General features: G+C 74.1%; 21 protein-coding genes and 1 pseudogene. 13 read left to right on the forward strand and 9 right to left on the reverse strand.

The features are described from left to right. Nucleotides 1-33 precede the first annotated feature (33 nt). Both IF655_RS01040 and IF655_RS01045 read left to right on the forward strand, forming a co-directional pair. Nucleotides 34-483, forward strand: a complete 450-nt coding sequence (locus IF655_RS01040) for a hypothetical protein (RefSeq protein WP_199581479.1) — start codon at nt 34-36, stop codon at nt 481-483. A gap of 195 nt (nt 484-678) precedes the next feature. Continuing rightward, nucleotides 679-1,464 carry a putative protein N(5)-glutamine methyltransferase gene (locus tag IF655_RS01045; RefSeq protein ID WP_277952643.1) on the forward strand — a complete coding sequence of 262 codons (786 nt, stop codon included), beginning with the start codon at nt 679-681 and terminating at the stop codon, nt 1,462-1,464. Nucleotides 1,465-1,685: 221 nt separating this feature from the next. Here IF655_RS01045 and IF655_RS01050 read toward each other — a convergent pair whose 3' ends face one another. Beyond that, nucleotides 1,686-2,438: a hypothetical protein gene (locus IF655_RS01050; protein WP_199581480.1), complete on the reverse strand. Its 753-nt coding sequence runs from the start codon at nt 2,436-2,438 to the stop codon at nt 1,686-1,688. Nucleotides 2,439-2,554: 116 nt separating this feature from the next. After that, nucleotides 2,555-2,854 carry a hypothetical protein gene (locus tag IF655_RS01055; protein WP_199581481.1) on the reverse strand — a complete coding sequence of 100 codons (300 nt, stop codon included), beginning with the start codon at nt 2,852-2,854 and terminating at the stop codon, nt 2,555-2,557. 214 nt (nt 2,855-3,068) lie between these two features. Here IF655_RS01055 and IF655_RS01060 point away from each other — a divergent pair, with 214 nt between their 5' ends. The 7 genes from IF655_RS01060 to IF655_RS01090 all read left to right on the forward strand — a co-directional run bounded on the left by IF655_RS01060 (nt 3,069) and on the right by IF655_RS01090 (nt 10,705). After that, nucleotides 3,069-4,637 (forward strand): XRE family transcriptional regulator, encoded by a 1,569-nt coding sequence (locus tag IF655_RS01060; protein WP_242488480.1) that lies wholly within the window; start codon nt 3,069-3,071, stop codon nt 4,635-4,637. A 443-nt stretch (nt 4,638-5,080) separates the two neighbouring features. Beyond that, nucleotides 5,081-5,869 (forward strand): ABC transporter permease, encoded by a 789-nt coding sequence (locus tag IF655_RS01065; RefSeq protein ID WP_307814841.1) that lies wholly within the window; start codon nt 5,081-5,083, stop codon nt 5,867-5,869. A gap of 56 nt (nt 5,870-5,925) precedes the next feature. After that, nucleotides 5,926-6,975: an ABC transporter substrate-binding protein gene (locus IF655_RS01070; protein WP_199581482.1), complete on the forward strand. Its 1,050-nt coding sequence runs from the start codon at nt 5,926-5,928 to the stop codon at nt 6,973-6,975. Next, nucleotides 6,962-7,771 (forward strand): ABC transporter ATP-binding protein, encoded by an 810-nt coding sequence (locus IF655_RS01075; protein WP_199581483.1) that lies wholly within the window; start codon nt 6,962-6,964, stop codon nt 7,769-7,771. The genes IF655_RS01070 and IF655_RS01075 overlap by 14 nt, the downstream gene beginning before the upstream one ends. Before the next feature lie 81 nt (nt 7,772-7,852). Continuing rightward, nucleotides 7,853-8,770, forward strand: coding sequence for a TauD/TfdA family dioxygenase (locus tag IF655_RS01080; protein WP_199581484.1), 918 nt, complete (start codon nt 7,853-7,855; stop codon nt 8,768-8,770). 123 nt (nt 8,771-8,893) lie between these two features. Further along, entirely contained in the window at nt 8,894-9,640 is a 747-nt protein-coding gene (locus IF655_RS01085; RefSeq protein WP_199581485.1) for a GltA, read from the forward strand. Between the two features lie 75 nt (nt 9,641-9,715). Beyond that, nucleotides 9,716-10,705, forward strand: a complete 990-nt coding sequence (locus IF655_RS01090; protein ID WP_199581486.1) for an NAD(P)-dependent oxidoreductase — start codon at nt 9,716-9,718, stop codon at nt 10,703-10,705. Between the two features lie 2 nt (nt 10,706-10,707). Here the strand turns inward: IF655_RS01090 and IF655_RS01095 are convergent, their stop codons facing one another. Then, nucleotides 10,708-11,820 (reverse strand): sensor histidine kinase KdpD, encoded by a 1,113-nt coding sequence (locus tag IF655_RS01095; protein ID WP_199581487.1) that lies wholly within the window; start codon nt 11,818-11,820, stop codon nt 10,708-10,710. A 1-nt stretch (nt 11,821) separates the two neighbouring features. Further along, nucleotides 11,822-12,772, reverse strand: a complete 951-nt coding sequence (locus IF655_RS01100) for a response regulator transcription factor (protein WP_199581488.1) — start codon at nt 12,770-12,772, stop codon at nt 11,822-11,824. Between the two features lie 105 nt (nt 12,773-12,877). Here IF655_RS01100 and IF655_RS01105 point away from each other — a divergent pair, with 105 nt between their 5' ends. From IF655_RS01105 to IF655_RS31720, 3 genes and pseudogenes are all read left to right on the forward strand, one after another. Next, nucleotides 12,878-13,582 carry a glycosyltransferase family 2 protein gene (locus IF655_RS01105; protein WP_199581489.1) on the forward strand — a complete coding sequence of 235 codons (705 nt, stop codon included), beginning with the start codon at nt 12,878-12,880 and terminating at the stop codon, nt 13,580-13,582. After that, complete coding sequence (locus IF655_RS01110) at nt 13,579-14,196, forward strand: DUF2064 domain-containing protein (RefSeq protein ID WP_199581490.1); 618 nt, start codon at nt 13,579-13,581, stop codon at nt 14,194-14,196. Before IF655_RS01105 ends, IF655_RS01110 begins: the two co-directional genes overlap by 4 nt. Continuing rightward, nucleotides 14,193-14,630, forward strand: a pseudogene (locus IF655_RS31720) (methyltransferase domain-containing protein); the annotation flags it as partial. The gene IF655_RS01110 and the pseudogene IF655_RS31720, both read left to right, overlap by 4 nt. 179 nt (nt 14,631-14,809) lie before the next feature. On the opposite strand, the gene IF655_RS31725 reads toward IF655_RS31720, so the two are convergent. Both IF655_RS31725 and IF655_RS01120 read right to left on the reverse strand, forming a co-directional pair. Further along, nucleotides 14,810-15,283 carry a hypothetical protein gene (locus IF655_RS31725; RefSeq protein ID WP_374100154.1) on the reverse strand — a complete coding sequence of 158 codons (474 nt, stop codon included), beginning with the start codon at nt 15,281-15,283 and terminating at the stop codon, nt 14,810-14,812. Continuing rightward, nucleotides 15,283-16,659, reverse strand: a complete 1,377-nt coding sequence (locus tag IF655_RS01120) for a molybdopterin-dependent oxidoreductase (RefSeq protein ID WP_374100155.1) — start codon at nt 16,657-16,659, stop codon at nt 15,283-15,285. The genes IF655_RS31725 and IF655_RS01120 overlap by 1 nt, the downstream gene beginning before the upstream one ends. Nucleotides 16,660-16,724: 65 nt before the next feature. Between IF655_RS01120 and IF655_RS01125 the strand changes: the two genes are divergently transcribed. After that, the gene (locus tag IF655_RS01125) at nt 16,725-18,074 is read left to right on the forward strand and encodes a hypothetical protein (protein ID WP_199581493.1); all 1,350 of its coding nucleotides are present in this window, start codon (nt 16,725-16,727) and stop codon (nt 18,072-18,074) included. 1 nt (nt 18,075) lies between these two features. Here IF655_RS01125 and murJ read toward each other — a convergent pair whose 3' ends face one another. The 3 genes from murJ to IF655_RS01140 form a co-directional block, all read right to left on the reverse strand. Then, on the reverse strand, nt 18,076-19,884 hold the full coding sequence (gene murJ / locus IF655_RS01130; protein WP_307814834.1) for a murein biosynthesis integral membrane protein MurJ: 1,809 nt from the start codon (nt 19,882-19,884) through the stop codon (nt 18,076-18,078). Nucleotides 19,885-20,110: 226 nt separating this feature from the next. Continuing rightward, nucleotides 20,111-21,163, reverse strand: coding sequence for an LAETG motif-containing sortase-dependent surface protein (locus IF655_RS01135; RefSeq protein WP_199581494.1), 1,053 nt, complete (start codon nt 21,161-21,163; stop codon nt 20,111-20,113). Nucleotides 21,164-21,264: 101 nt separating this feature from the next. After that, nucleotides 21,265-23,169: a hypothetical protein gene (locus IF655_RS01140; protein WP_199581495.1), complete on the reverse strand. Its 1,905-nt coding sequence runs from the start codon at nt 23,167-23,169 to the stop codon at nt 21,265-21,267. Nucleotides 23,170-23,347 lie beyond the last annotated feature (178 nt).

Raw genomic sequence — 23,347 nt, forward strand, 5'->3', positions numbered from 1 at the left:
GCCCCTGCCCAAGCAACGGACTGCTCTGAGAACATGGCTTTCGTCAACAGGGCTTGGCGGCAGGGGGCGGGCGTGGAGGCGATCTCGGCAGGGCTGCTCGTGGCCATGGCAACCGGAGCGGCCGGTGCGGCGGGGCAGCAACTCTGGGCAGCGTTGACCGACCTGCTACGGCGACAGCCCCGGGCAGGGACGGCAGCGGGCGCGGACCCGCTCCCCACCGGTGAAGCAGAACTGGCCGCCTTGAGTGAGGCGTCCCATGACATCGAACGTGCCCGCGCACTGAGCGAGGCGATGCGTCAACGCGCCGCGCACGACGCTCAGTTCCGCTCCGGCCTGATCCAGTGGCAGCGGTCGGCCGAAGCCCTGCGCCCCGCCGACGGCGCGGTGACCAACACCATCAGCGGTGGCAACCAGAAGGGTCCGGTTCTGCAAGGGCGCGACTTCTTCGGGGTCACCTTCACCGATCGCGGCGAGGGCGAGTAGCCCCAGGGGAACGTCGTTATAGTGGGCGCGCGTATGCGTCGGCACGGGGTCGGCGGCGGTCCGAGGAGGTGAGTCCCATCAACGCGGTGATGGTCGGGATTCCCTGCTGGAGGGCTCGTCGTGGACGACACGTTGTTGGATGCCGCTCGCGCGGCTGCTGATGCTTCTTCTTTTTCCGTAGGTTCTGCCTCTGCTCTGTCCTCCGTCGCCTCGCGGCTGCGTGCCGCCGGGTGTGTGTTCGTGGAGGAGGAGGCGCGGATGATTCTCGACGCCGTCGAGCCTGGTGCGTCCGGTGGTCTCGTCGAGGGCATGGTCGAGCGGCGGTGTGCCGGGGAACCGCTGGAACACGTCGTGGGGTGGGCCGCGTTCGGGGGGCTGCGGATCGCCGTCGGTCCGGGGGTGTTCGTGCCGCGGCGGCGTACCGAGTTCCTGCTGGAGCAGGCGCTGCGGGTCGGGCGGGACGCGGGGGTGGTCGTGGACCTGTGCTGCGGGGCGGCGCCGCTGGCCACCGCGCTGGCCGTGCGGCTGCCGCGCGCCGAGCTGCACGCCGCCGACATCGATCCGGCGCAGACGGCGTACGCGCGCCGCAATCTCGCGCTCTTCGCGGATCGGGCGTCCGTCCACGAGGGCGACCTCTACGACGCGCTGCCGTCCGCCCTGCTCGGTCGCGTCGAGCTGCTCGTGGCCAACGCGCCCTACGTTCCCTGCGACGCCCTCGCCACGCTGCCTGCCGAGGCCCGGGACCATGAGCCGGTGCGGAGTCTGGACGGCGGGACTGATGGGCTGGCCGTGCAACGGCGGGTCGCGGAGGGGGCGTTGGAGTGGCTGGCGCCCGGTGCGCATCTGCTCGTGGAGACCAGTGCTCGTCAGGCGCCGCTCACGCGCGGGGTGTTCGCCGGGGCGGGGCTTGACGCGTGGGTGGTGGAGTGCGAGGAGCGGGAGGCGAGTGTGGTGGTGGCGCGGCGGCGATCCGCCCGCTGACGGTCGGGGCGCGGCGTGACGGTCGGGGGAGCGGCGTGACCGTGGGGGGAGCGGCGCGTGGTGGCGGTGCTCCCCCGTGGCTCCGCCGTGGTCCACCCGTGGTCCCCGTGGCTCCGCCGTGGTCCACCCGTGGTCCCCGTGGTTCCGCCGTGGCTTCCGCCGGTTCCGCCGTGGCTCCTCCTGGTTTCGCCGGGTGCGCGCCGCTCCCCCTGTCTGTGGGGTCAGGTCAACTGAGGCAGCCGGGTGAGGTGGTCGGCTGTCAGGTAGTCGCGCACGTGGGGGGCGCGGGCGGTCGTGAGCGCCCAGGACGTGACGGTGGGGCGGGCCCGGTGGGTGGCGGTGCGGGGGTCGTCGAGCCATACGAGGCAGGAGCTGACGAGGCTGCGGTAGTTCGTGCGGGCGGCGTTGTCCTGCGCCAGGTCGGTGCCGTACCCCGGAGCCTGGGTGTGGGCCAGGGTGACCCAGGGGTCCAGGGCGGTCAGGGCGATGTCGGGGTCGCCGCTGCGCAGGGCGCCGAGGACGAGCAGGTGGCGGAACGAGCCCTCGGTGAGGAAGCGGTCCTCCTTCATCTCCCCGCGGAGGCGGGCGTCCGCCTCGGTCAGGAAAGCGAGGGCGGTGGCCCGGTCGCGGCGCATCAGGTGGTCCTCGAACGTCCAGCACATCAGGTGCAGCCGGACCATCGGCGCGAGGTACTTGTCCCCCTCCTCCTCCGCCCGCTCCAACAGGGCGTCGAGTTCCGCCCGGCGCTCGTCGTGCTGCCAGGGCCAGGCGTGGCGGGGGTGGGTGCCGCTGCCGCACAGGTCGCAGCGGCGCGGGATCGACGGCCTCGGGTCCGGGAAATACCCCGCGCCCTCGCACTCCGGGTCGTCGCAGGACCAGCCGGTCGCCAGGGCGCCGGGGGGTGCCTGGTAACCGTCCAGGGTGGGCGGGAGCTGTCCCGGTCCGACGCCGAAGAGTCTGCGGAGGATGTCCATGGGTTCCCCTGGGTGCGTGCGTGCGGACGTGCCTGGGTGGTGCGGACGTGTGCGGGCGGGCGTGTGTGCGGGCGTGTGTGTGCGGGCGTCCGTCGGGGGTCCGCTCGCGCGGGCGGTCAGCGCGTGGCGGCGCGGTCGCGGGCGGCGCGTTCGGCCGGGGTCAGCCGGGTGACGCGGCCGGAGCGGCTCTCGGCGCGGACGCCCCAGGGCGAGGAGGGCTGGCCGTTGAGCAGCCAGACGATCAGCGTGACCTCCCAGAGGAACGCCTTGCCGATGCTCACCGCCGTCCACTCCGGGCTGATCAGCAGCAGCCGGGGCGGTACCCCGTGCCAGAAGGAACCGCCGGCCCGCGCGTTGAAGGTCCACATCGCGACGGCGAACCCGAGAAAGTGCGCCAGTACGAGCACCGATCCCATCGGTTTTCCTCCCCTTGTCCCGCCCGCCCCCAGGTCGTCGTCGCGGCGGGTGCCTCCTTCGTACCGCCCGGCCCGCGCCCGGTACCGGGGCGTTGCACAGCTCGCCGGGTGCTGCAATACGCGCGCCCGGCAGGCGGGACCTGGAGTAGCGCCGGTCGGCAAAGGTTCGTCGTCCCTGGTCCGTTGTGGCCGTACTCCTGCCAAACTGTCCGACATGAGCACGCTGGGGGGCGGGAGCACGGCGGGGGTGCCGGGGCGCCGGATGCGGGTCGCGTGGCTGTTGCGGGTGAACCGCCTGCTCGGGCAGGACACCGCCCTGCGGTCGCTGCCGGGCTTCGCGGCGGCGTTCCGGGGCGGGGCGTACGCGCGCGAGGTGAGCGTCAGCACCGTCTCGCGGTGGGAGACGGGGGTGACTCCGGTCCCCTGGGCGGCCGTCCGGCGGTACGAGGAGTTACTGGGGCTGCCCCGCAACCTGCTCACCGCCACCGCGCGCACCGTCTGGCGCTATCTCGCCCCCGGTCCCGTCCTCGACACCGCGCCCGCCGGACCCGCCGCCCGCGACCTGGAGGACCTGCTGGAGCAGGCGGTGTCCGACGACGTGATGAGCGGCGACGACTGGGACCAGTTGGCCGAGGGGATCTGCGTACGGCCGGACGTGGTGCTGATGCCGTCCGGGACCTGGTACCGGCTCGCGGAGCGGCTCGTCGAGGAGATGGTGATCGCGGACGGGCTGCCGTGGCTGCTGCGCTTCGAGTCCCTGAACCGGCTGCTGAACCATCCGCGCGGCGCCCGTACGGTCATCGCGGCGTGCGCGGAACTCGCCGCCGGAAGAGCGCGGTTGACGGCGGTCGAGATCGTCTGCGCGCTGGACAACTGCGGGCACCCGGACGCCGCCGCCCGGGTCCTGAGCGAACTCACCTCCCCGAGCGGGCGGCTGGCGCACCGCGGCGCCGTGATGGCCTGCTTCCGCAAGGTCAGCTACCGGCACTTCGACCCCGGGCAGGTACGGCTGCTGACCCGCGCGCTGCGCGACATCGAGGACTCCGGACCGGTCGGTGACCAGGTCGAGCCGCTGCGCCGCCATGTCGCCGCGGCGCACCCGGAACACCACCGGGCGCTGCTGGGCCGGACCCCCGCGCGGGCTGCCCCGCCGGGCGCCGTACCGGCGTCGCTGGAGGCGGCGGTGCGGCGGGTGACGGCGCGGGTGCGGTCCGTCGAGCCGGACGGGGCGGGCGGCACCGGCGTGCTGTCCGCGCTGGTCGGGGAGGCGCTGACCAGCCCCGTCTTCGACGTACGGCTCTACGCCGCGTTCCTCCTCGCGGCCACCCCCTACCGCGCCGCGCTGGCCGACGCGTGCGCCGCCGAGCTGGCGCGGCCCGCGGCGATCCGGGACGAGGAGGTCGCGGTGCCGCTCCTCGAAGCGCTGCGCGTGGTCGGCGACCAACGGCACCGGGCGCTGCTCCAGACGCTGGCGGTGCGTCCGGGTGTGCCGCGCGGCACCGCGTACGCCGCCGTGCGCGCCCTCGGCCATGTCGCCGCCGGACACGCCACCGACGCCTTCCTGCGCGAGGCGGTCGCCCTCCACCAGGCCACCTGGCTGCGCGGGCGCGACCCGGTGACCGCCGCCACCCTGGTCAGCCTGGTCTACGCCCTCGGCATGGGCGCCCGCGACGACCTCCTGACCGAGGTCCGTGTCCGGCCCGACACCCTTCCGGAGGCGCGGACGGCGGCGGACCGGTGGCTGGGGATCGCGGGGCATCTGCGGGCGAGCGCGCTGCTCTGACGTGGGACGTGTCCGCCAGAGGACGCCGGTCATGTCCACAGAGTGGGCGCGCTGTTGATGGGCGGGGGCGGCTGCTGTACAAATGGGCGCCATGAATCACGAGCCGTTGGTGCGACGCCTGGTCATCGACCTGTGCCGACGCCCGGCCGCGTGTTGTCGCTGAACCCGCCTCCCCGACGCGGATGTCCCTGATTCCCGCGTAGTCGGCGTTCTTCTCCTTTCCTTTCCTTGCCGTTGAGCGGCCCGTCTCCGTGCGGGTGCCGTCCGGCTCTGTTCCGTTGATGTCCCGTTGATCTCCAGCGCCGGTGACCGGTGCCGTGTGGAGGTTTCCCGTGTCCACTTCCCTGTCCGACGCCGTCCCCGTCGGGACACCCGACGCGTCCGGCGGCGCATCCGGCGCACCTGGCGTACCCGGCGCTCCCGGTGGCGGGCGGGCGCGTGCCGTGTGGCCGCGCCTGCGGCGGCTCGCGCTGCCGGTCGGTTCGCTGGTGCTGTTCCTCGTCCTGTGGCAGGCGGTGGCGGCGACCGGGACCTGGAGCGAGACGCTGGTTCCGCCGCCCGCGAAGGTGTGGGACGCGTTCGTCGACGTCTCCACCACGCACGACGGCACGCGCGGCTACAACGGCACCACGCTCATCGAGCACCTCGGCATCAGCCTGCGGCGCATCGCGCTGGGCGCCGGGCTCGGCATCGTCGCCGGAGTGGTCTTCGGGCTGCTCATGGGCACCGTCGGACCGCTGCGCGCGCTGTTCGAGCCCTGGATCACCTTCCTGCGCACGCTGCCGCCGCTCGCGTACTTCTCGCTGCTCATCATCTGGCTGGGCATCGACGAGGAACCCAAGATCACGCTGCTCGCGGTCGCCGCGTTCCCACCGGTCGCGGTGTCCACCACGGCGGCCGTCGCGGCCGTACCGCGCGCGCTCGTGGAAGCCGCCCGCGCGCTCGGCGCCTCGCGGTGGGACGTGGTCAAGGACGTGATCGTGCCCTCCGCGCTGCCGGAGACCTTCACCGGCGTCCGGCTGGCGGTCGGCGTCGCCTACTCCTCGCTCGTCGCCGCCGAACTGGTCAACGGACTGCCCGGGATCGGCGGCATGGTCAAGGACGCCGCCAACTACAACAACACCCCCGTCGTGCTCGTCGGCATCATCACCATCGGGGTGTCCGGGCTGCTCATCGACACCCTGCTGCTCCGACTGGAACGCGCCGTCATGCCGTGGCGCGGGCGGGACTGAGCCCCTCTCCTTCTCCTCCGATCCGCTGTCCCCTCCCCGTCAGAAACGGTCGTCCCATGGCGTCTTCCCTCTCCCGCCCCTCCCGTCGGCTGCTCCTCGCCGGTGCGCTCGGCACCGCCGCCCTCGCCGTCACCGGCTGCTCCTCGTCCAGTGACGCCTCTTCGGGGAAGAGCAAGCGGCTGCGCATCGGCTACTTCGCCTTCCCCAGCGGCGATCTGCTGGTCAAGCACAGAAAGCTGCTGGACAAGGCGCTGCCCGACTACTCGGTGAGCTGGGTCAAGTTCGACTCGGGCGCGAGCGTCAACCAGGCGTTCCTCGGCAAGTCCCTGGACATCGCGGCGCTCGGCTCCAGCCCCTTCGCGCGCGGGATATCGGGGAGTTCGCCGATCCCCTACAAGGTCGCGTTCGTGCTCGACGTGGCCGGGGAGAACGAGGCGCTGGTCGCGCGCAGGAAGCTCGGCATCAAGGACGTGGCGGGGCTCAAGGGGCACACCGTGGCGACACCGTTCGCCTCCACCTCGCACTACAGCCTGCTCGCCGCGCTGGACAAGGCGGGGCTCAAGGCGTCCGACGTGAAGCTGGTCGACCTCCAGCCGCAGGCGATCCTCGCCGCCTGGCAGCGCGGGGACATCGACGCCGCGTACGTCTGGCTGCCGACGCTGGACGAGCTGCGCAAGACCGGCACCCAGCTCACCAGCAGCAAGGAGATCGGCGCCGGGGGCAAGCCCACGCTCGACCTCGCCGTGGTGTCGGACGACCTGATCGCCAAGGACCCGAAGGTGATCGACGCCTGGCGCAAGGCGGAGGCGGAGGCGCTGCGGCTGCTCAAGTCCGATCCGGACGGCGCGGTCGAGGACGTCGCCGCCGAGCTGGGCATCAGCACCGCCGACGCCAAGGCGCAACTCTCCCAGGGCGTGTTCCTCACCCCGGAGCAGGTCGCGTCCGCCGACTGGCTCGGCACCGAGGACCACCCCGGCAAGCTGCTCGACTACGTCATCGACACCGGCCGGTTCCTGGCCGGACAGAAGCAGATCGACGCCGCCCCCACCGAGCGCGCCGTCCGCTCCGCCTTCTATCTGAAGGGACTGCCCGATGGCCTCAAGTGAGCTGACCGAGAACGACGTCCGCACCGAGGCGACGGAGGCGGTACTGCTGGAGAGGGTCAGCCATCGCTACGGCCAGGGGCGCGACGCCTTCACCGCCGTCGGACCCGTCGATCTCACCGTGCCCGCCGGGGAGTTCCTGGTGCTGGTCGGCGCCTCCGGCTGCGGCAAGAGCACGCTGCTGCGGCTGATCGCCGGGTTCGAGCAGCCCACCGACGGCTCGGTGCGGGTGGCGGGCGCCGCGCCCCGCCCCGGGCACGCGGCGGGCGTGGTGTTCCAGACGCCCCGGCTGTTCCCCTGGCGCACCGTCGGCGGCAACGTCGACCTGGCGCTGCGCTACGCGGGCGTCGAGCGGGAGCGCCGGGCCGAGCGGCGCGCGGAGCTGCTGGAGCGGGTCGGGCTCGGCGGCACCGAGCGACGGCGGGTGTGGGAGATCTCCGGCGGGCAGCGCCAGCGCGTCGCCATCGCCCGCGCGCTCGCCGCCGAGCACCCGCTGTTCCTCCTCGACGAGCCGTTCGCCGCGCTGGACGCGCTGACCCGGGAACGACTCCAGGAGGACGTGCGCGAGGTGACCGCCCGCACCGGGCGGACCACCGTGTTCGTGACCCACTCCGCCGACGAGGCGGTGTTCCTCGGCTCCCGCATCGTCGTGCTGTCCAAGAGCCCCGGGACCGTCGCCCTGGACCTGCCGGTGCCGCTCCCGCGCGCGGGGGTGGACGCCGACGCGCTGCGCGAGTCACGGGAGTTCGCCGAGCTGCGCGCGCGGGTCTCGCACGCCGTCAAGTCCGCCGCCGCCTGATCCCGACCGCACGGAGACCCGGGAGCCGTGCGTCACGGCAGCCCTCCGGAACCCCTCTGAACCTCAGGAAGGAAGCCCCCGTTGAGCATCACCAGCGACCGCTCCCCCGCCACCGCCGTCCAGCTTCCGCTGACCAAGCTCGGTCCGAGCTTCGGCGCCGAGATCGACGGCATCGACCTGGCCCGTCTCACCGACGACGAGGTGACCGCCGTCCGCGCGGCCCTGGTCGAGCACAAGGTGCTCTTCGTCAGCGGCCAGAACCTCGACGACGCCCAGCAGATCGAGTTCGGCCGGCGCCTCGGTGAGGTCACCGCCGGGCACCCGGTGCACGACTCCGGTGACGTGGCGCCGGAGGTGTACGCCCTGGACAGCCAGGACAACGGCTTCTCCGACGTGTGGCACACCGACGTCACCTTCGTCCGGCGCCCGCCCGCGATCTCCATCCTGCGCGCGGTCGTCCTGCCGCCGCACGGCGGCGACACCACGTGGGCGGACAGCCAGTTGGCGTACGAATCGCTGTCGCCTGGCCTGCGCGCCCACCTCGACACCCTCACCGCCGTGCACGACGGCAACCGCGCCTTCGGCTACTACCTGGCCCAGCGACGGCAGGGTCAGGGCAACCTCTGGGACGGCGAGGTCGTCACCGAACTCGTCCCCGTGGAGCACCCGGTGGTGCGCGTCCACCCCGAGAGCGGGCGCAAGGGTCTGTTCGTGAACCCGGGTTTCACCTCGCACATCGCCGGGGTCTCCGAGTACGAGAGCCGGGGGCTGCTGGACATCCTCTACGCCCACCTCACCAAGCCCGAGCACATCGTGCGGCACCGCTGGCGGGCGGGCGACGTGGCGCTGTGGGACAACCGCAGCACGGCGCACTACGCCAACCGCGACTACGGCGACCAGCACCGGGTGATGCACCGGATCACGCTGGCCGGGGATGTGCCGTTCGGTGTTTCACGTGAAACCTTGTCCGTTTCACGTGAAACATCCCCGCTCGGCTGACCGCCGCTTCGGAGGGCACGATGGGGTCGGCGGAACCGCTGCGGTTCCGCCGACGTCGTCCGTAGAGCCGTAGGCCCACCAGGCCGTCGCGCCACCGAGCCCGCCGAAGGGAAGCGCCGTTCCATGCCGACGCTCACCGTGCTGACGCCCGTCCACGACGGCGGGGACGCCTATCTGCGCGAGCTGCACGACTGTCTGGCCGGGCAGCTACTGCCCGGGGGCTGGCGTCTCCAGTGGGTGCTCCAGGAGGACGGACGCACCGGCACCCCGCTCGCCGCCGTGCCGGACGCGCCCTGGATCTCGAAGGGCACCGGTCGCCAGGGCGGCGCCGCCCGCGCCCGCACCCTCGGTCTGGCCCGCGCCACCGGCGCCCTGCTGCGCTGCGTCGACGCCGACGACCTGCTGCCCGACCCCGGCGCCCTCGCCCGCGACATCGAGGTCCTCACCGACCACCCCGCCTACGGCTGGACCGTCGCCCCCTGTCTGGACCTGTTCCCCGACGGCAGTCTGGTCCCGGGTCCGTACGACCCGCCGCCCGGTGCGCTGCCCGCCCGCGCGCTCCTCGACGGTGCCAAGCGCGGCGAGATGCCGGTGGTGGGCACGACGCTCACCGCCCGTACCGCCCTGGTCCGGCTGCTCGGCGGCTGGCCCGCGCTGCCCGCCTTCGAGGACGGCGCCCTGGTGCTCAACTGCGAGGCGGTGAGCCCCGGCTGGATGCAGTCCGCGCCCGGCACCCTCTACCGCAAGCACCCCACCCAGCACACCGCGACCGCCGACTTCCGCGACGAGGAGGAGGCGCGGCTGCGCGTGGAGATCGCCGTCGAGCGGGCGGAGGCGCTGCACGCCTCGGGGTGGCGGTGGACGCCCTGAGCCGCGGTCTTACGGAGTCGTGACGTGCGGGCGTCACGACGGGAGCGGAGCGGTGCGCGGGCCTAGCGTGACCGTATGCGTGTACTGGTCACCGGCGGTGCCGGGTTCATCGGGTCCCATGTCGTGGACGCCCTGCGGGCGCGCGGGCACGAACCGGTGGTGTACGACGTGCGGGACGACCCCGCCGCCGACGTCCGCGACCCCAAGGCGGTGTCCCGGGCGCTGACCGGCGTGGACGCGGTCTGCCACCAGGCGGCGCGGGTGGGTCTGGGCGACGGGGTGTCCGACGCGGCGGAGTACGTCTCCCGCAACGACCTCGGCACCGCCGTGCTGCTCGCCGCGATGGCCGCGGCGGGCGTGGACCGGCTGGTGCTCGCCGGGTCGATGGTGGTGTACGGCGAGGGACGGTACGCCTGCCCGGTCCACGGTGACGTACGTCCCGGTCCGCGCGCGGAGGGCGATCTGGCGGCGGGGCGCTTCGAGCCGCCGTGCCCGCGCTGCGGCGAGGCGCTGCTGCCCGGACTCGTCGGTGAGGACACCCCGGCCGATCCGCGCAATGTGTACGCCGCGACCAAGCTGGCCCAGGAGCACCTGGCCGCCGCGTGGACCCGCGCCACGGGCGGTACCGCCTTCTCGCTGCGGTACCACAACGTCTACGGACCCCGGATGCCCCGCGACACCCCCTACGCCGGGGTCGCCGCGTTCTTCCGCTCGGCGCTGGAGCGCGGTCAGGCGCCGCGTGTCTTCGAGGACGGGGGACAGCGGCGCGACTTCGTGCATGTGCGGGACGTGGCCGCCGCCAACGTGACCGCGCTGGAGGCGCCGGAGCGGCCGGGCACGCTGAGCGCGTACAACACCGGCAGCGGTGAGCCGCGTACGGTCGGCGGGCTGGCGCGGGCGCTGGCCGCGGCGTACGGCGGTCCCGAGCCGGTGGTCACCGGCGAGTACCGGCTCGGGGACGTACGGCATGTCACCGCCGACTCCTCGCGGCTGCGGGCGGAGCTGGGCTGGAAGCCGGAGGTCGGGTTCGCGGAGGGGATGGCGGAGTTCGCGCACGCCCGCTGACCTCAGTGGGCCGGGGCGGGCAACGTCACCTCGAAGCGGCAGCCGCCGGGGATGTTCCGGACGCTCGCCCGGCCCTGATGAGCCTCCACGATGCCCCGCACGATGGCGAGCCCGAGCCCCGCGCCCGCCGGAGGTGTCCGCGCGTCGGTGCCGCGCCAGCCGGTGTCGAAGACGCGCGGCAGGTCCGCCTCGGGGATGCCGCCGCAGCCGTCGGTCACGGTGAGCACCACACCCTCGGGGTCCCGGCGGGCGGCGACGGCCACCGTGCCGTCGGCGGGGGTGCGGCGGATGGCGTTGACGAGCAGGTTGGCCAGGACACGGCTCATCTCCTTGCCGTCCACCTCGACCGGCACCGGCTGCACCCCGTCACCCACAAGGCGTACCCCGTGCTCGCGGGCGAGCGGACCGACGCCGTCGAGGGCGTCGCCGACCAGGTCGTACAGCGAGACCCGCGCCGGGTTGAGGGGGAGCGTCCCGGCGTGGATGCGGGACAGCTCGAAGAGGTCGCCGACCATGTCGTTGAGGCGTTCCACCTCGGTGCGGATCTGGCGGAGGTAGCGGGCGGGGTCGGCGGCGACGCCGTCCTCCAGCGCCTCCGACATGGCGCGCAGTCCGGCGAGCGGGGTGCGCAGATCGTGCGAGATCCAGGCGACCAGCTCGCGCCGGGACGCCTCCAGGGCGCGCTCGCGTTCGCGGGAGGCGGCGAGCCGGGCGCTGGTGGCGGCGAGTTCGCGGCTCAGCTCGTCGAGTTCGGCGGTGGCCGGGGCGGCGGGCGCGGCGAAGGCGCCGTCGTCCCCGAAGTTGCGCGCCGCGTCGGTCAGTTCCCGGCTGCGCGCCACCACCCGGCGACCGAGCAGCAGGGCGGTGAGCAGGGAGACGACGGCGGCCATCGCGACGACGGTGGTGACCACCCTGAGGTCGTGCGGGGACAGGAACATCGCCCAGGCCACCGCCATGGTGCCCGCCAGCATCGCGAACACCCCGACGCCCGCCACCACGGCGAGGGACGCGGTCAGCGAACGGCGCCGGACCAGCCGCAGCACGCCCGCCCCGGCGAGACCGGTGGCCGCGGCGGCGAGGAAGGCGTAGAGGGCGATGAGGAGCATGTCGCGCATGTCAGCCCTCCTCGCGAGCGGCGGACCCTGCGACACCCGGACCGGACCCGTCGGCGCCCGGACCCGACTCGTCGACGCCCCGACCGGACCCGTGGACGCCCGGACCCGACTCGTCGACGCCCCGACCGGACCCGTGGACGCCCGGACCCCACGCGTCGGCGCCCCGACCGGACCCGTCGGCGGTCGGGTCCTCCGGCTCGCCGGACCCGACCGGCTCGAACCGGTACCCCACCCCCCACACCGTCCGGATGAGCCGGGGGTTCGCCGGATCGTCCTCGACCTTGCCCCGCAGCCGCCGGACGTGGACGGTGACGGTCGACAGGTCGCCGAAGTCCCAGCCCCACACCTCGCGCATCAGCTCCTCGCGGCCGAAGGCGCGCCCGGGGTGGCGCAGGAAGAAGGCGAGGAGGTCGAATTCGCGCAGGGTGAGCGCGAGTTCCGTGCCGTCCTTGGTGGCGCGGCGGGCGGCCGGGTCGACGGCGAGTCCGGCCGAGGCGAGCGGGGCGGGCGCGGGCACGGCGGTGGGCGCGGGGCGGGTGCGGCGCAGGACCGATTCCACCCGGAGCACCAGCTCGCGGGGGCTGAACGGCTTGGTGACGTAGTCGTCCGCGCCGACCTCCAGACCGAGGACGCGGTCGTCCTCGTCACCGCGCGCGGTGAGCATGATGACCGGCACCGGACCGCGTTCGCGCAGCTTCGCGCACACCTCCAGTCCGTCCATGCCGGGCAGCATCAGGTCCAGGACCACGAGGTCGGGACGGTGGGCGGCGGCGCGGGCGAGGGCGGCGGGACCGTCGTCGGCGCGGTCCACCAGGTGTCCGGCGCGGACCAGGTAGCCGGTGACGATCTCCGCGACGGTCGGGTCGTCGTCGACGACCAGGATCCGTCCGGTGGCCTCGGGCGGTCGCGTGGCGGCGGGTCCGGGGCGGTGGGCAGGGTACGGCTGCTGCATGTCCTCCAGCCTCGCACCGCGCCGCCGGACGGGGCGCGGTGCGGTCCCGACGTCCGCGTTTCGTAAGGAGCCGAAGTCCCCTTTGCCCCGGTTCGGGTTCGTAGGGTGAAAGCCGTGACCAACTCCCCCTCCCGTCCCGGCGTGGACGTCGTGCTGCCCTGTCTCGACGAGGCCGGGGCGCTGCCCTGGGTGCTGGAGCGCGTCCCGGCGGGCTGGCGCGCGCTCGTCGTGGACAACGGCTCCACCGACGGCTCCGGCGACATCGCCCGCTCCCTCGGTGCCACGGTCGTCCGCGAGGAGCGGCGCGGTTTCGGCGCCGCCTGCCACGCCGGGCTGCTCGCGGCCACCGCCGACGTCGTCTGCTTCTGCGACTGCGACGCCTCCCTGGACCCCGCTCTGCTGGTGCCCTTCGTCGAGGAGGTACGGACCGGGCGGGCCGACCTGGTGCTCGGCAGGCGGCGCCCGCAGGGGCGGGGCGCGTGGCCCGCGCACGCCCGCGCCGGGAACCTCGCACTCTCGCTGCTGCTGCGCCGCCGTACCGGACTCGCCCTGCGCGACCTCGGTCCGGTGCGCGCCGCCCGCCGCGAGGCGCTGCTCGGGCTCGACCTCACCGACCGGCGCAGCGGCTACCCACTGCAGATGGTGGTGCGCGCCGCCGACGCGGGCTGGCGGGTCACCGAGCACGACGTGCCGTATCTGCCGCGCACCGGCGCCTCCAAGGTGACGGGCACCTGGCGCGGAACCTGGCACGCGGTACGGGACATGAGCCGCGTGCTGCGCGAGACCCCGGCGGCGGGAGGAGAGCGGTGACCACGCTGCTCGTCATCGCCAAGGAGCCGCGACCCGGGCGGGTCAAAACGCGGCTCACCCCGCCGTTCTCGCCCGCGCAGGCGGCGGCGCTCGCCGAGGCGGCGCTCGCGGACACGCTGCGCGCGGTGGCGGCGACGCCCGCCGTACGACGGCTGCTGGTGCTGGACGGCCGTCCCGGACCCTGGCTGCCGGACGGCTTCGAGGTGGTGCCGCAGTGCGCGGGCGGTCTCGACGAGCGGCTCGCGGACGCCTTCGCCCGCTGCGCGGGACCCGCGCTGCTGATCGGCATGGACACCCCGCAGGTCACCCCGGAGCTGCTGACCGTGGGCTTCGCGGACTGCGACGCGTGGTTCGGACCCGCCGAGGACGGCGGCTTCTGGGCCCTCGGACTCGCCCGTCCCGAACCCGCGCTGCTGCGGGGCGTGCCCATGTCGGTGCCGGAGACCGGTGCCGTGCAGCGCGAGCGGCTGCACGCCGCCGGGCTGCGGGTACGGGAGCTGCCCCGGCTGCGGGACGTGGACACCGCCGACGACGCCCGCGCGGTCGCCGCCCTCGCCCCGCACGGCGCCTTCGCGGCGCGGCTCGCGGACTGTACGCGCGGCGGTGCGTCATGAGCGCCACGACCGCGCCGCCCGCCTGGGCCGCCTCCGACCCGTACGCCACCGCGCTGCGCACCGGCCGGGGTCCGCTGTTCCTGCGCCGGGACGACGGCTGGCTGCTGCCGCTGGAGGTCGAGCGCTGGTGCGCGGACGCCGACGCGGTCGACCGTGCCGTACTGGACCGCTGCGAGGGTCCGGTGCTCGACATCGGCTGCGGTCCGGGACGGCTGGTCGCGGAACTCGTCGCGCGCGGTCTCCACGTGCTCGGCGTCGACGTGAGCGCGGCTGCCGTGGCCCGCACGCACCGGCTCGGCGGACGCGCCCTGCGCCGCTCGGTGTTCGACCCGCTGCCCGGCGAGGGCGGCTGGGGCACAGTCCTGCTGATGGACGGCAACGTGGGGATCGGCGGCGATGTGGCCGCCCTGCTGCGGCGGACCGGCGAACTGCTGCGACCGGACGGCTTGCTGATCGCCGAGACGAGCCCCGCCGAGGTCGACGAGCGCGCCCTGGTGCGGGTGGTGGACCTGGTCCACGGCCGGTCACCGGTGGGCGAGCCGTTCCCCTGGGCGCGGATCGGCGCCCCGGCGCTGCTGCGGCTCGCGCGGGGCGCCGGGTGGCGGGCGGAGGCTCAGTGGGCGGCGGGCGAGCGGTGCTTCGTCGCCCTGCGCAGGTGGAGGACGCACACCAGCGCCGAGCCGCCGAAGAGGGCGGCGGTGATCAGCAGCCAGCGGGTGAGGAAGCCGTCCGGGTCGAGCCCGGTGGCCGAGCGGTAGCGGTCGGCGGACAGACCGAGGATCAGCGGCGCCCACACCAGCAGCAGCAAGCCCGACAGCAGCGCGGGCACGCGGACGTACGGCACGAGCGAGCGCCGCCCCGCCGCACCGCACCCCGCCACCAGCGCGCGGTCCAGCGCCGAGTACAGCGGCAGCAGCACCAGGTCGTGCAGCAGAGCCGCGCCGACGATCCACAGGACGACGCCGAGCCAGTCACCGGCGAGCAGCCGGATCCCCGCGTAGACGGCGAGCGCGAACGAGCAGCCGAGCAGCAGCAGTTCCAGCGGGCTGCCGACGGGGAAACGCAACCGGGCCATCGGTCGGGGCATCACAGGTCTCCGAAGGTCAGCCGGGCCACCCACTTGGTGTTGTGCACGCCGGGCAGCGCGGGCACGATGATCCGCGCCGGATAGCCGTGGTCGAGGGACAGCGGCTCGCCGTTGACGTACAGGGCGAGCAGGGAGCGCGGGTCGGACACCTGGTTGGCGCGCAGCGCCGCGCGGCGGAAGGCGCCGTGCCGTTGCAGCGACTCCACGAGCAGGTCCACCGCCCCCGTGTCGTACCCGGCGAGCGCGGCGAGGTCCCGCAGCCGGACCCCGCGCCACCACTGGTCGGCGGTGGACCAGCCCTCGACGCAGGCGATGGGCAGCGAGGAGCTGTGCTGGGGCAGGCGGAGCAGATCGGCGCGGCCGAGCCGTACGGTCCCGGCCGGCCCGGTGACGACCAGCCGCCAGGCGTCCGCGCTCGTCTCGGACTCGGTGATCCCGGCGTAGGCGGCCGTCTTGTTGATCTGGAAGCCGTTCGGTCCGCCGCCCGGGTCGGCGCCGCCGTGCGGCGCGAGCAGCGCGGTACGGCGCAGGGGACCGCCCAGGCTCTGCCCGACCGTGGTCAGGAACAGCAGCAGCGAGGACGCGCCGACCAGGCGCAGCGCGCCCCGGCGCGAGACGGTGGGCTCGGCGGGACGGGCGGAGGCGAGACCCGCCTCGTCGGCAGGGTGCGCGGAGACCACGCCCGCCGCGTCGGTGGGACGCGCGGAGACCACCCCCGCCTCGTCAGCCGGACGCCCCGCAGCCACCCGCTCCCCCTCGCGCGGCGACCGCACCGCCCGCAGCGACCGCACCGACCGCACCGCCACCGGCGTCTTCAGCGCCGCGTGGACGACGAAGGCGGACAGGAACACCCACGCGCCGTAGAAGTGCAGCGGGTAGAAGGAGCCCGGGAAGACGTACTCCAACTGGATGTTGAGCAGTCCGGTGGTGAACTCGAAGAGTCCGCCGCCGACCAGGAGCAGCAGCGAGAGCCGTTCCAGGGCGTGGGCGAGGGAGCGGGCCGGGGGCAGCGCGAACAGCTTCGGCACCACCGACCACAGCTTGGCGAGCAGCACCGGGACCAGGGTGACGCCGAGCGTGACGTGGACGCCCTGGGTGAGCCGGTACAGCCAGGACGGACCGGCCGGCCAGGCGAAGAGGTAGAAGCCGAGCAGCCCCTTGTCCGGGGTCGTGTCGTTCACCGGCGACAGATCCGGGTTGTAGGCGGCGTACGACACCAGACCCGTCACGAACAGGACGGTGATGCCGCCGAGCAGCACCAGCCCGAGCACGGCGGTGAAGCGGGTGCCGCGCAGCGGGCTGCGCCAGAGGCGAGGACGGTCGCGCATGTCCCGACCGTAGGGCGGGAGACCCCCCAAAACGGGTGCGCGACCCATGACGAAACGCTGACGTCCGGCCCGTACGGCGGCGTCCGCGCACGCGGGCGGCCTAGCGTGCCGGTGTGACCGACCGCTCCCCCCGCCCCTCGTCCCCCGTGGCGCGCCGCGATCTCCTCGCCGCCCTCGCCGCCGTCCTGCTCGTGACGGCCGCCGTGCTGGTGGGCCGCCACCTCCAGGACACCCGGCACACCCTGTTCGTGCACTGGCCGCCGCTGTTCGCGGAGTGGGACCCGCACGTGGGACCCGGCACCCCGGCGGCGCTGCTGCTCGCGGCGGGCGCGGTGGCGTACGGTCCCGCGCTCGCGGCGCGGCTGTCCTGGCGGGTGCTGCCGTGGGCGGCGTGGGCGGTGTCGGCGGCGTGGATCTTCTCGCTCGCGCTGGTCGACGGCTGGCACACCGGGATCGCCAACCGGCTCACCACGCACAACGAGTACCTGCGGGTGATCGGCCGCTTCCACGACATCCCGGCGACCCTGCGCGACTTCGACCAGCACATCGTCAGCGGGGTGCCCGGCAACTGGCCCGCCCATGTCGCCGGGCATCCGCCCGCCGCCACGGTCACCTTCGTGCTCCTGGACCGGATCGGGCTCGGCGGCGGGGGCTGGGCGGGGACCTGGTGCGTGGTCCTCGGGGCGTCGGCGAGCGCCGCCGTCCTGGTCGCGCTGCGGGCCCTGGTGGACGAGCCGACGGCGCGCCGCGCGGCGCCCTTCCTGGTGTTCGCGCCCGCCGCGGTCTGGCTGGGCGCCTCGGCGGACGCCTACTTCGCGGCGGTCGCCGCCTGGGCGCTGGCCTGCCTCGCCCTCGCGGTCACCCGGCGCTCCCCGCTGTGGGCCACCGCCTCGGGTCTGCTGTTCGGTCTGACCGTCTATCTGTCCTACGGTCTGACGCTGATCGCGCTCGTCGCGCTCGCGGTGCTGTGGCTCGGGCGCGCGGGGGCGCGGGCGCGCCCGGTGCTGCTCGGCGCGCTGGTGGGCGGAGTGGCCGTCGTCCCGGTGGTGTTCACGCTGCTCGGCTTCAACTGGTGGTCCGCCTATCACCTGCTGGTGATCCGCTACTACCAGGGAGTCGGCGGTATCCGCCCCTACGGCTACTGGATCTGGGCCAACCTCGCCTGCGCGGCGGTCATCACGGGACCGGCGACGGCGGCGGGGCTCGGGCGCGCGGGTTCGTCCCTGGTGCGCCGCGGCGACCCGGCGGGGACCCGGCTCGCGCTCCTGGTGGGCGCCGCGCTGCTGGCGCTGCTCGTCGCGGACGTCTCCGGGATGAGCAAGGCGGAGACCGAGCGCATCTGGCTGCCGTTCGCGCTGTGGCTGCTCCCGGCGTGCGCGTACCTGCCCGGACCCCGGGTGTGGCTCGGAGCCCAGGCGGTCACGGCGCTGCTGGTCAACCATCTGCTGCTGACCGGCTGGTGAGTCAGCGGCCGAGGCGTCCCTTCACCATGGCGAGGGCGGCGTTCACCTCGTCCACGCGGAAGAGGCGGGCGAAGACGGCGAACAGCACGAGCAGGACCACGCCTCCGGCGGTCAGGGCGACAGCCGAGGAGAGAACGGGATTCGTCGTGATGCCGGAGAGCCGGCGAACGAGGAAACCCGCCGCCGCCGTCGCCGGGACGCAGGCGGCGATCAGGCGGACGTAGGTGCGGGTGACGCGGCGCCCGTCGAGGTCGCCGCCCAGGCGCTTGCGCAGCCGGGTCCAGGCGACGCGGACACCGGTCGCGTAGGCGAGACCGTACGACAGCGCCATGCCCGCGACCGCCCAGCGGGCGGGAAGCAGCAGGTAGGAGGCGACGGACCCGGCGGCGTTGACCGCGGCGACGATCACCGTGTTGTAGAAGGGCGTGCGGGTGTCCTCGAAGGCGTAGAAGCCGCGGAGCACGACGTACTGCACGGAGTAGGGGACGAGTCCGAGCGCGAACGCCATCAGCACGAAGCCGATGTTGCGGGCGCCCTCCTCACCGGCACCGGCGTAGAGCAACTGGATCAGCGGGACGCCGAGGGCGAGGAAGGCGAAGGCGCACGGCACGATGAAGACCGCCGAGGAGCGCAAGCCCTGGGAGAGGTCGTCGCGGACGCCCGCGAAGTCCTCCTCGTGGGCGGCGCGGGAGATGCGCGGCAGGATCGCCGTCATGATCGAGACGGTGATGATCGCCTGCGGCATCTGCCAGAGCAGCAGGGCGTAGTTGTAGGCGGTGATGCCGGTGCCGGGGTGACCGGTCTTCTCGGCAGCCGCGCCCGCCGCCGTGGCGAGCCGGGTGACGACCACCATGCCCGCCTGGTTGACCAGCACGAACAGGAACGTCCACTTGGCCAGCCCCAGCGCCTTGCCGAGCCCCTGGCCACGCCAGTCGAAGCGCAGCCGGATACGGAAGCCGGAGTCGCGCAGGTACGGCATCATCGCGAGCGACTGCACGGCGAGTCCGAGCAGGGTGCCGATGCCGAGCAGCCGTACGCCCTCGGGGCTGATGGAGGCGGCGGAGATGCCGGAGTGCCCGGCCGAGCCGAAGACCCAGACGAACGAGCCGAACGCCACGATGATCAGGATGTTGTTGAGGACCGGCGTCCACATCATGGCGCCGAACCGGCCGCGCGCGTTGAGGATCTGGCCCATCACCACGTGCAGCCCCATGAAGAACATGGTGGGCAGGCACCAGCGGGCGAAGGTGACCGCCACGTCCAACTGGTCGGGGTGGGACGCCATGGACGGCGACATCAGGCGGATCAGCCAGGGCGCGGCGACCACACAGACCACGGTGACGGAGCCGAGGAGCGTGATGACGAGGGTCATCAGCCGGTTGGCGTAGGCGACGCCGCCGTCGTCGTCCTCCTTCATGGACCGCACGAGCTGCGGGATGAAGACGGAGTTCAGCGCGCCGCCGCCGACCAGGACGTAGATCATCGTCGGCAGGGTGTTGGCGACCTGGTAGGAGTCGTTGAGGGTGCCGACGCCGAGGGCGGCGCCCATCACCAGGGTGCGCAGGAAGCCGGTCAGCCGGGAGACCAGGGTGCCTGCTGCCATGACGGCGCTGGACTTGAGGAGCCCGGCCGCCTTGCCGCCGGACTTCTTCGCCGCCGGGGCCGGAGCGGCTTCCGGGGCGGCGGCGGGGGGCGCGTTGTCCACCAGCCGGATCTGCAGGGTGGCCGGATCGGTCCCGCCACCCGGCGTCCCGCCTCCCGTCAACCCGCGTCCCGCCGCGCCGACTTCGCTCTCGCTCCTGGAACCCACGCTGATCCTCTCCCGGCGGCACGCCGAGCCACACGACGACGACCACGCTGCCGACGGCTGCGCGCCACGTCCGGCCAGGTCTGATGAACGCCGGAACCAGGGGCACGAAGGCGCGGGTCACGGCGGAGGGAAGAGTACCGGTCGTACGGCACGGGGCCTCGCCCACCGGTGGGTGGACGAGGCCCCGGGTGCGCGTACGGCGGCTGCCGGACGCCGGTATGGACCGTTACGCGACGATGCCGGAACCCGCGGCCTTGCGGCGGCGGACGACGAAGACGGCGCCCGCGCCCAGGGCGACGGCGGCGCCGCCGCTCAGCGCGATGGCCGGCAGGACCGAGCTGGCGCCGGTCTCGGCGAGGTGACCCTGCGGGGCGATCTCGGTGTTGCCGGACGGCTTCGCCGGGAGCGGCTTGTGACCGCCCTGCGGCTTGGCGTCACCCGGCTTGCCGGGGGCGGTGCCCGCCTTGAGGATGTCGAACTCGTAGTAGCTGTCGTCGCTGGAGTAGACGCAGTTGCCCTTGTCGTCCGCGTACATGCCGATGCTGATGGCGAAGCCGTAACCGGCCGGAGCCTTCGCGTCGACGGCCAGGCGCAGGTCGACGGAGAAGGACTCCTTGGCCTTGACGTCGGTGTAGCCGAGGTAGCCCGCGCCCTCGTCGTTCTCGTCCAGGGAGATGTTCGTCCACGCGCCGGTGGACGGGTCCTTGTACTGGAGGGTGAGGTGGTTGGTGTCGGAGAAGAAGTCGTCCTCGTCCACGCTCGCGGCGAACACACCGAGGTCGACGCGCTTGTAGGCGTGGCCACCGGTGTTGCTGACGTTCAGCTTGAAGTTGTGGTAGCCGCTGCCCGCCACGATCTTCGACGGCAGACCGGAGAGGCTGGTGTGCAGGTCGTCGTCGAACTTCGGCCGGGAGCCGTCGTTGCACTCGGTCGGGAACGTGGACTCCGAGGCGGACGGCGAGGCCGACACGCTCGCCGAGGGCGCGGCGGACTCGGAGGCGGAGGCGGAGGGCGAGGCGGTCGTGGACTCGGAGGTCTCCGCGGCCGGGGTGGTGTCCTCGGCGGCGGGGGTCGTGTCCTCGGCGGCGGGCGTGGTGTCCTCGGCGGCCGGAGTCGTGTCCTCGGCGGCGGGGGTGGTGTCCTCCGCGGCGGGCGTCGACTCGGAGGCGACCGCCGCCGGAGCCTCCTCCGAGGCGTACGCGACCGGGGCCGCCAGCAGCACAGCGGGGGCTATGGCAGCCGTCGCTGCGGCCAGAGCCAGGGAACGGCGAAGCTTCATGCGAACCTCGGATGCGTGAGTGATCGGTGTGTTCGCAGAGATGACCGGTTACGCGGGTAAACAGTTGCCCAAGGACTTACGGGATTCTTAAGTGATCTGAATCACAGATCCGGGCTGTCCGTGCGCGGACCCGGGACCGCCGAGCGCACCCCCGAAGGCGCCGAGGACTCGATCTCCGTCAGCAACGAGCGCAGTGCTGCCCTGACTTGAGGCATGTCGGGCGCGGTGTCGAGCGGGGCGGGGTGCGGGTCGAGACCGGCCAGCGCGCGGCGCGCCCGGTGCCAGGCGCGGGCGGTCCGCCCCCGGTGGTGGTCGGCGTAGGCGCGGGCGTAGCGGGCAAGCGCGGTGGCCCAGGCGTCCTCGCGGACCCCGGGCTGGGTGAGGGCGCGGCGGGCGTCGCGCTGGGCGGAAGCCGGGGTCAGCGGCGCCCGGAGCACGGCCAGGGCGGCGAGGCTGACGGCCGGGGCGGGACCGCCGGGGGCGTACGGCGGGACGGTGTCCGCCGCCTGGCGGAAGCAGTCGGCGGCGGCGCGGGTGTCGCCGCGCTCCCAGGCGAGGACGCCCTCGACATGGCTGACCCGGCCGATCAGCGCGTCGTCACCGGCGAGCACGGCGGCGGGCCAGACCTGTCCGAGCAGCTCGCGGGCGGTCGCCGGGTCGCCGGGGGCGCTGAGCCAGGCGGCCAGCCAGCGGGCGCGGGCGGCGAGGTGGTCGTCGGCGCGGTGGTGCGCCAGCAGCCTGGCCAGATGACGGCGCCCCTCCTCGGCGTGGTCGTGCACCGCCCACCAGAACCACAGGTCCACCACCCCGGCCAGCGCCGCCGCCACCTGCCCGGCGGGCGGCTCGGGCAGCGCGAGGGCGTGGTCGACGAGTGCGGCCAGGTCGGCCTCGTTGTCCCGCACCAGCCGCGCCGCCTGCCGCTGCTCGCCCGCGCTCCACAGGTTCCCGGCGATCTCCGCCAGCCGCCGGTGGTGCAGCACGTGCCGGGTGACGGCGACCTTGAACTCCCCGGCGGCGCGCAGCCGTTCGGCGCCGAAGTCGCGGGCGGCGCGGGTCATCACGTAGCGCGGCGGGCGTACGCCACCGGGCTCGCCCAGGGTTCGCAGCACCCCGGCCGCGGTCAGCCGGGCCAGGCACGCCGGGACCTCGTGCGGGGCGATTCCGGCGCCGGAGCACAGATACGCGGCGGACGGTTCGGTGAACGGTCCGGCGAAGACGGCGGCCCTGCTCCACACCGCCCGCTCGGCGCGGTCGCACAGCAGATAGCCCGCGCCGACGGCCGACCGCAGCGAGCGGTGTCGGCGCAGCGCGGGTGAGGGCGCGGACAGCCAGCACTGGTCCCGCTCCAGGCGGTCCGCCAGCTCCTCCACCGCCACGCCCCGAGTGAGCTGCTCGGCGGCCAGCTCCACGGCGAGCGGCACGCCCTCCACCAGTCGGCAGATCCGGGCCACCACGCCGTACTCCGCCACCGTCCTGGGCAGCGCCCGCGCGAGGAACAGCTCGACCGCGTCCGCCTCCTCCAGCGGGGCGAGCCGTACGACGCGTTCGTCGCCGAGCCCGAGAGCCTGCCGGGAGGTCACCAGGACGCGTACGGACGGCAGTCGCATCAGCAGGCGCTGGACCAGACCCGCGCACTCGGTGCGGACGGCGTCGGCGTCGTCGAGCAGGAGCAGGGTGGGACGCCCGCCCGCGCCGAGTCCCCGCTCCAGCGTCTCCAGGGGTCCGCCGCCCGTCGCCTCGGCCACGCGCTCGGCCAGCGCGCCCGGCGCCGTACCGCTGCCGCCGGGGCAGCGGACGCGGACCACCGGACCCCAGGCGCCGCAGGCGGCGACCGCGGTGGCGAGACTGCTCTTGCCGACACCGGCGGGTCCGGTCACCGTCACCAGGCGCCCCCGGGCCAGCCCCTCCCGCAGCGCGGCCGTCTCCGCCGCGCGGCCGATGAGCACGCCCGGTTCCGGGCGGCCCGTCGTGGCCGCCCGGTCGGTGCCCGAGGCGTAAGACCTCACTGCGTCAGTGCTCCAAAACCCTCGCGCGGGTCCGCCGACCCGGCGCTGTGCACGGGGAAATCGTTCCTGCGGAACCGCTACGGGAACTCCAACGCCCCACCGGAACGCGGGGTGGCGCACCCGCGCCGGGTATCACACGGCACGACGAACGCCCGAACACGTGTCCAGCGCAGAAGCC

It is taken from the genome of Streptomyces sp. DSM 110735 (genome assembly GCF_016482685.1).
Classification (GTDB): Bacteria; Actinomycetota; Actinomycetes; order Streptomycetales; family Streptomycetaceae; genus Streptomyces.

Coding starts and splice junctions, on each gene's coding strand:
- IF655_RS01040 (WP_199581479.1), top strand. CDS start 34: ATGGCTTTCGTCAACAGGGCTTGGCGGCAGGGGGCGGGCGTGGAGGCG.
- IF655_RS01050 (WP_199581480.1), bottom strand. CDS start 2,438: ATGGACATCCTCCGCAGACTCTTCGGCGTCGGACCGGGACAGCTCCCG.
- IF655_RS01055 (WP_199581481.1), bottom strand. CDS start 2,854: ATGGGATCGGTGCTCGTACTGGCGCACTTTCTCGGGTTCGCCGTCGCG.
- IF655_RS01060 (WP_242488480.1), top strand. CDS start 3,069: ATGAGCACGCTGGGGGGCGGGAGCACGGCGGGGGTGCCGGGGCGCCGG.
- IF655_RS01070 (WP_199581482.1), top strand. CDS start 5,926: ATGGCGTCTTCCCTCTCCCGCCCCTCCCGTCGGCTGCTCCTCGCCGGT.
- IF655_RS01075 (WP_199581483.1), top strand. CDS start 6,962: ATGGCCTCAAGTGAGCTGACCGAGAACGACGTCCGCACCGAGGCGACG.
- IF655_RS01085 (WP_199581485.1), top strand. CDS start 8,894: ATGCCGACGCTCACCGTGCTGACGCCCGTCCACGACGGCGGGGACGCC.
- IF655_RS01090 (WP_199581486.1), top strand. CDS start 9,716: ATGCGTGTACTGGTCACCGGCGGTGCCGGGTTCATCGGGTCCCATGTC.
- IF655_RS01095 (WP_199581487.1), bottom strand. CDS start 11,820: ATGCGCGACATGCTCCTCATCGCCCTCTACGCCTTCCTCGCCGCCGCG.
- IF655_RS01100 (WP_199581488.1), bottom strand. CDS start 12,772: ATGCAGCAGCCGTACCCTGCCCACCGCCCCGGACCCGCCGCCACGCGA.
- IF655_RS31725 (WP_374100154.1), bottom strand. CDS start 15,283: ATGCCCCGACCGATGGCCCGGTTGCGTTTCCCCGTCGGCAGCCCGCTG.
- IF655_RS01120 (WP_374100155.1), bottom strand. CDS start 16,659: ATGGGTCGCGCACCCGTTTTGGGGGGTCTCCCGCCCTACGGTCGGGAC.
- IF655_RS01135 (WP_199581494.1), bottom strand. CDS start 21,163: ATGAAGCTTCGCCGTTCCCTGGCTCTGGCCGCAGCGACGGCTGCCATA.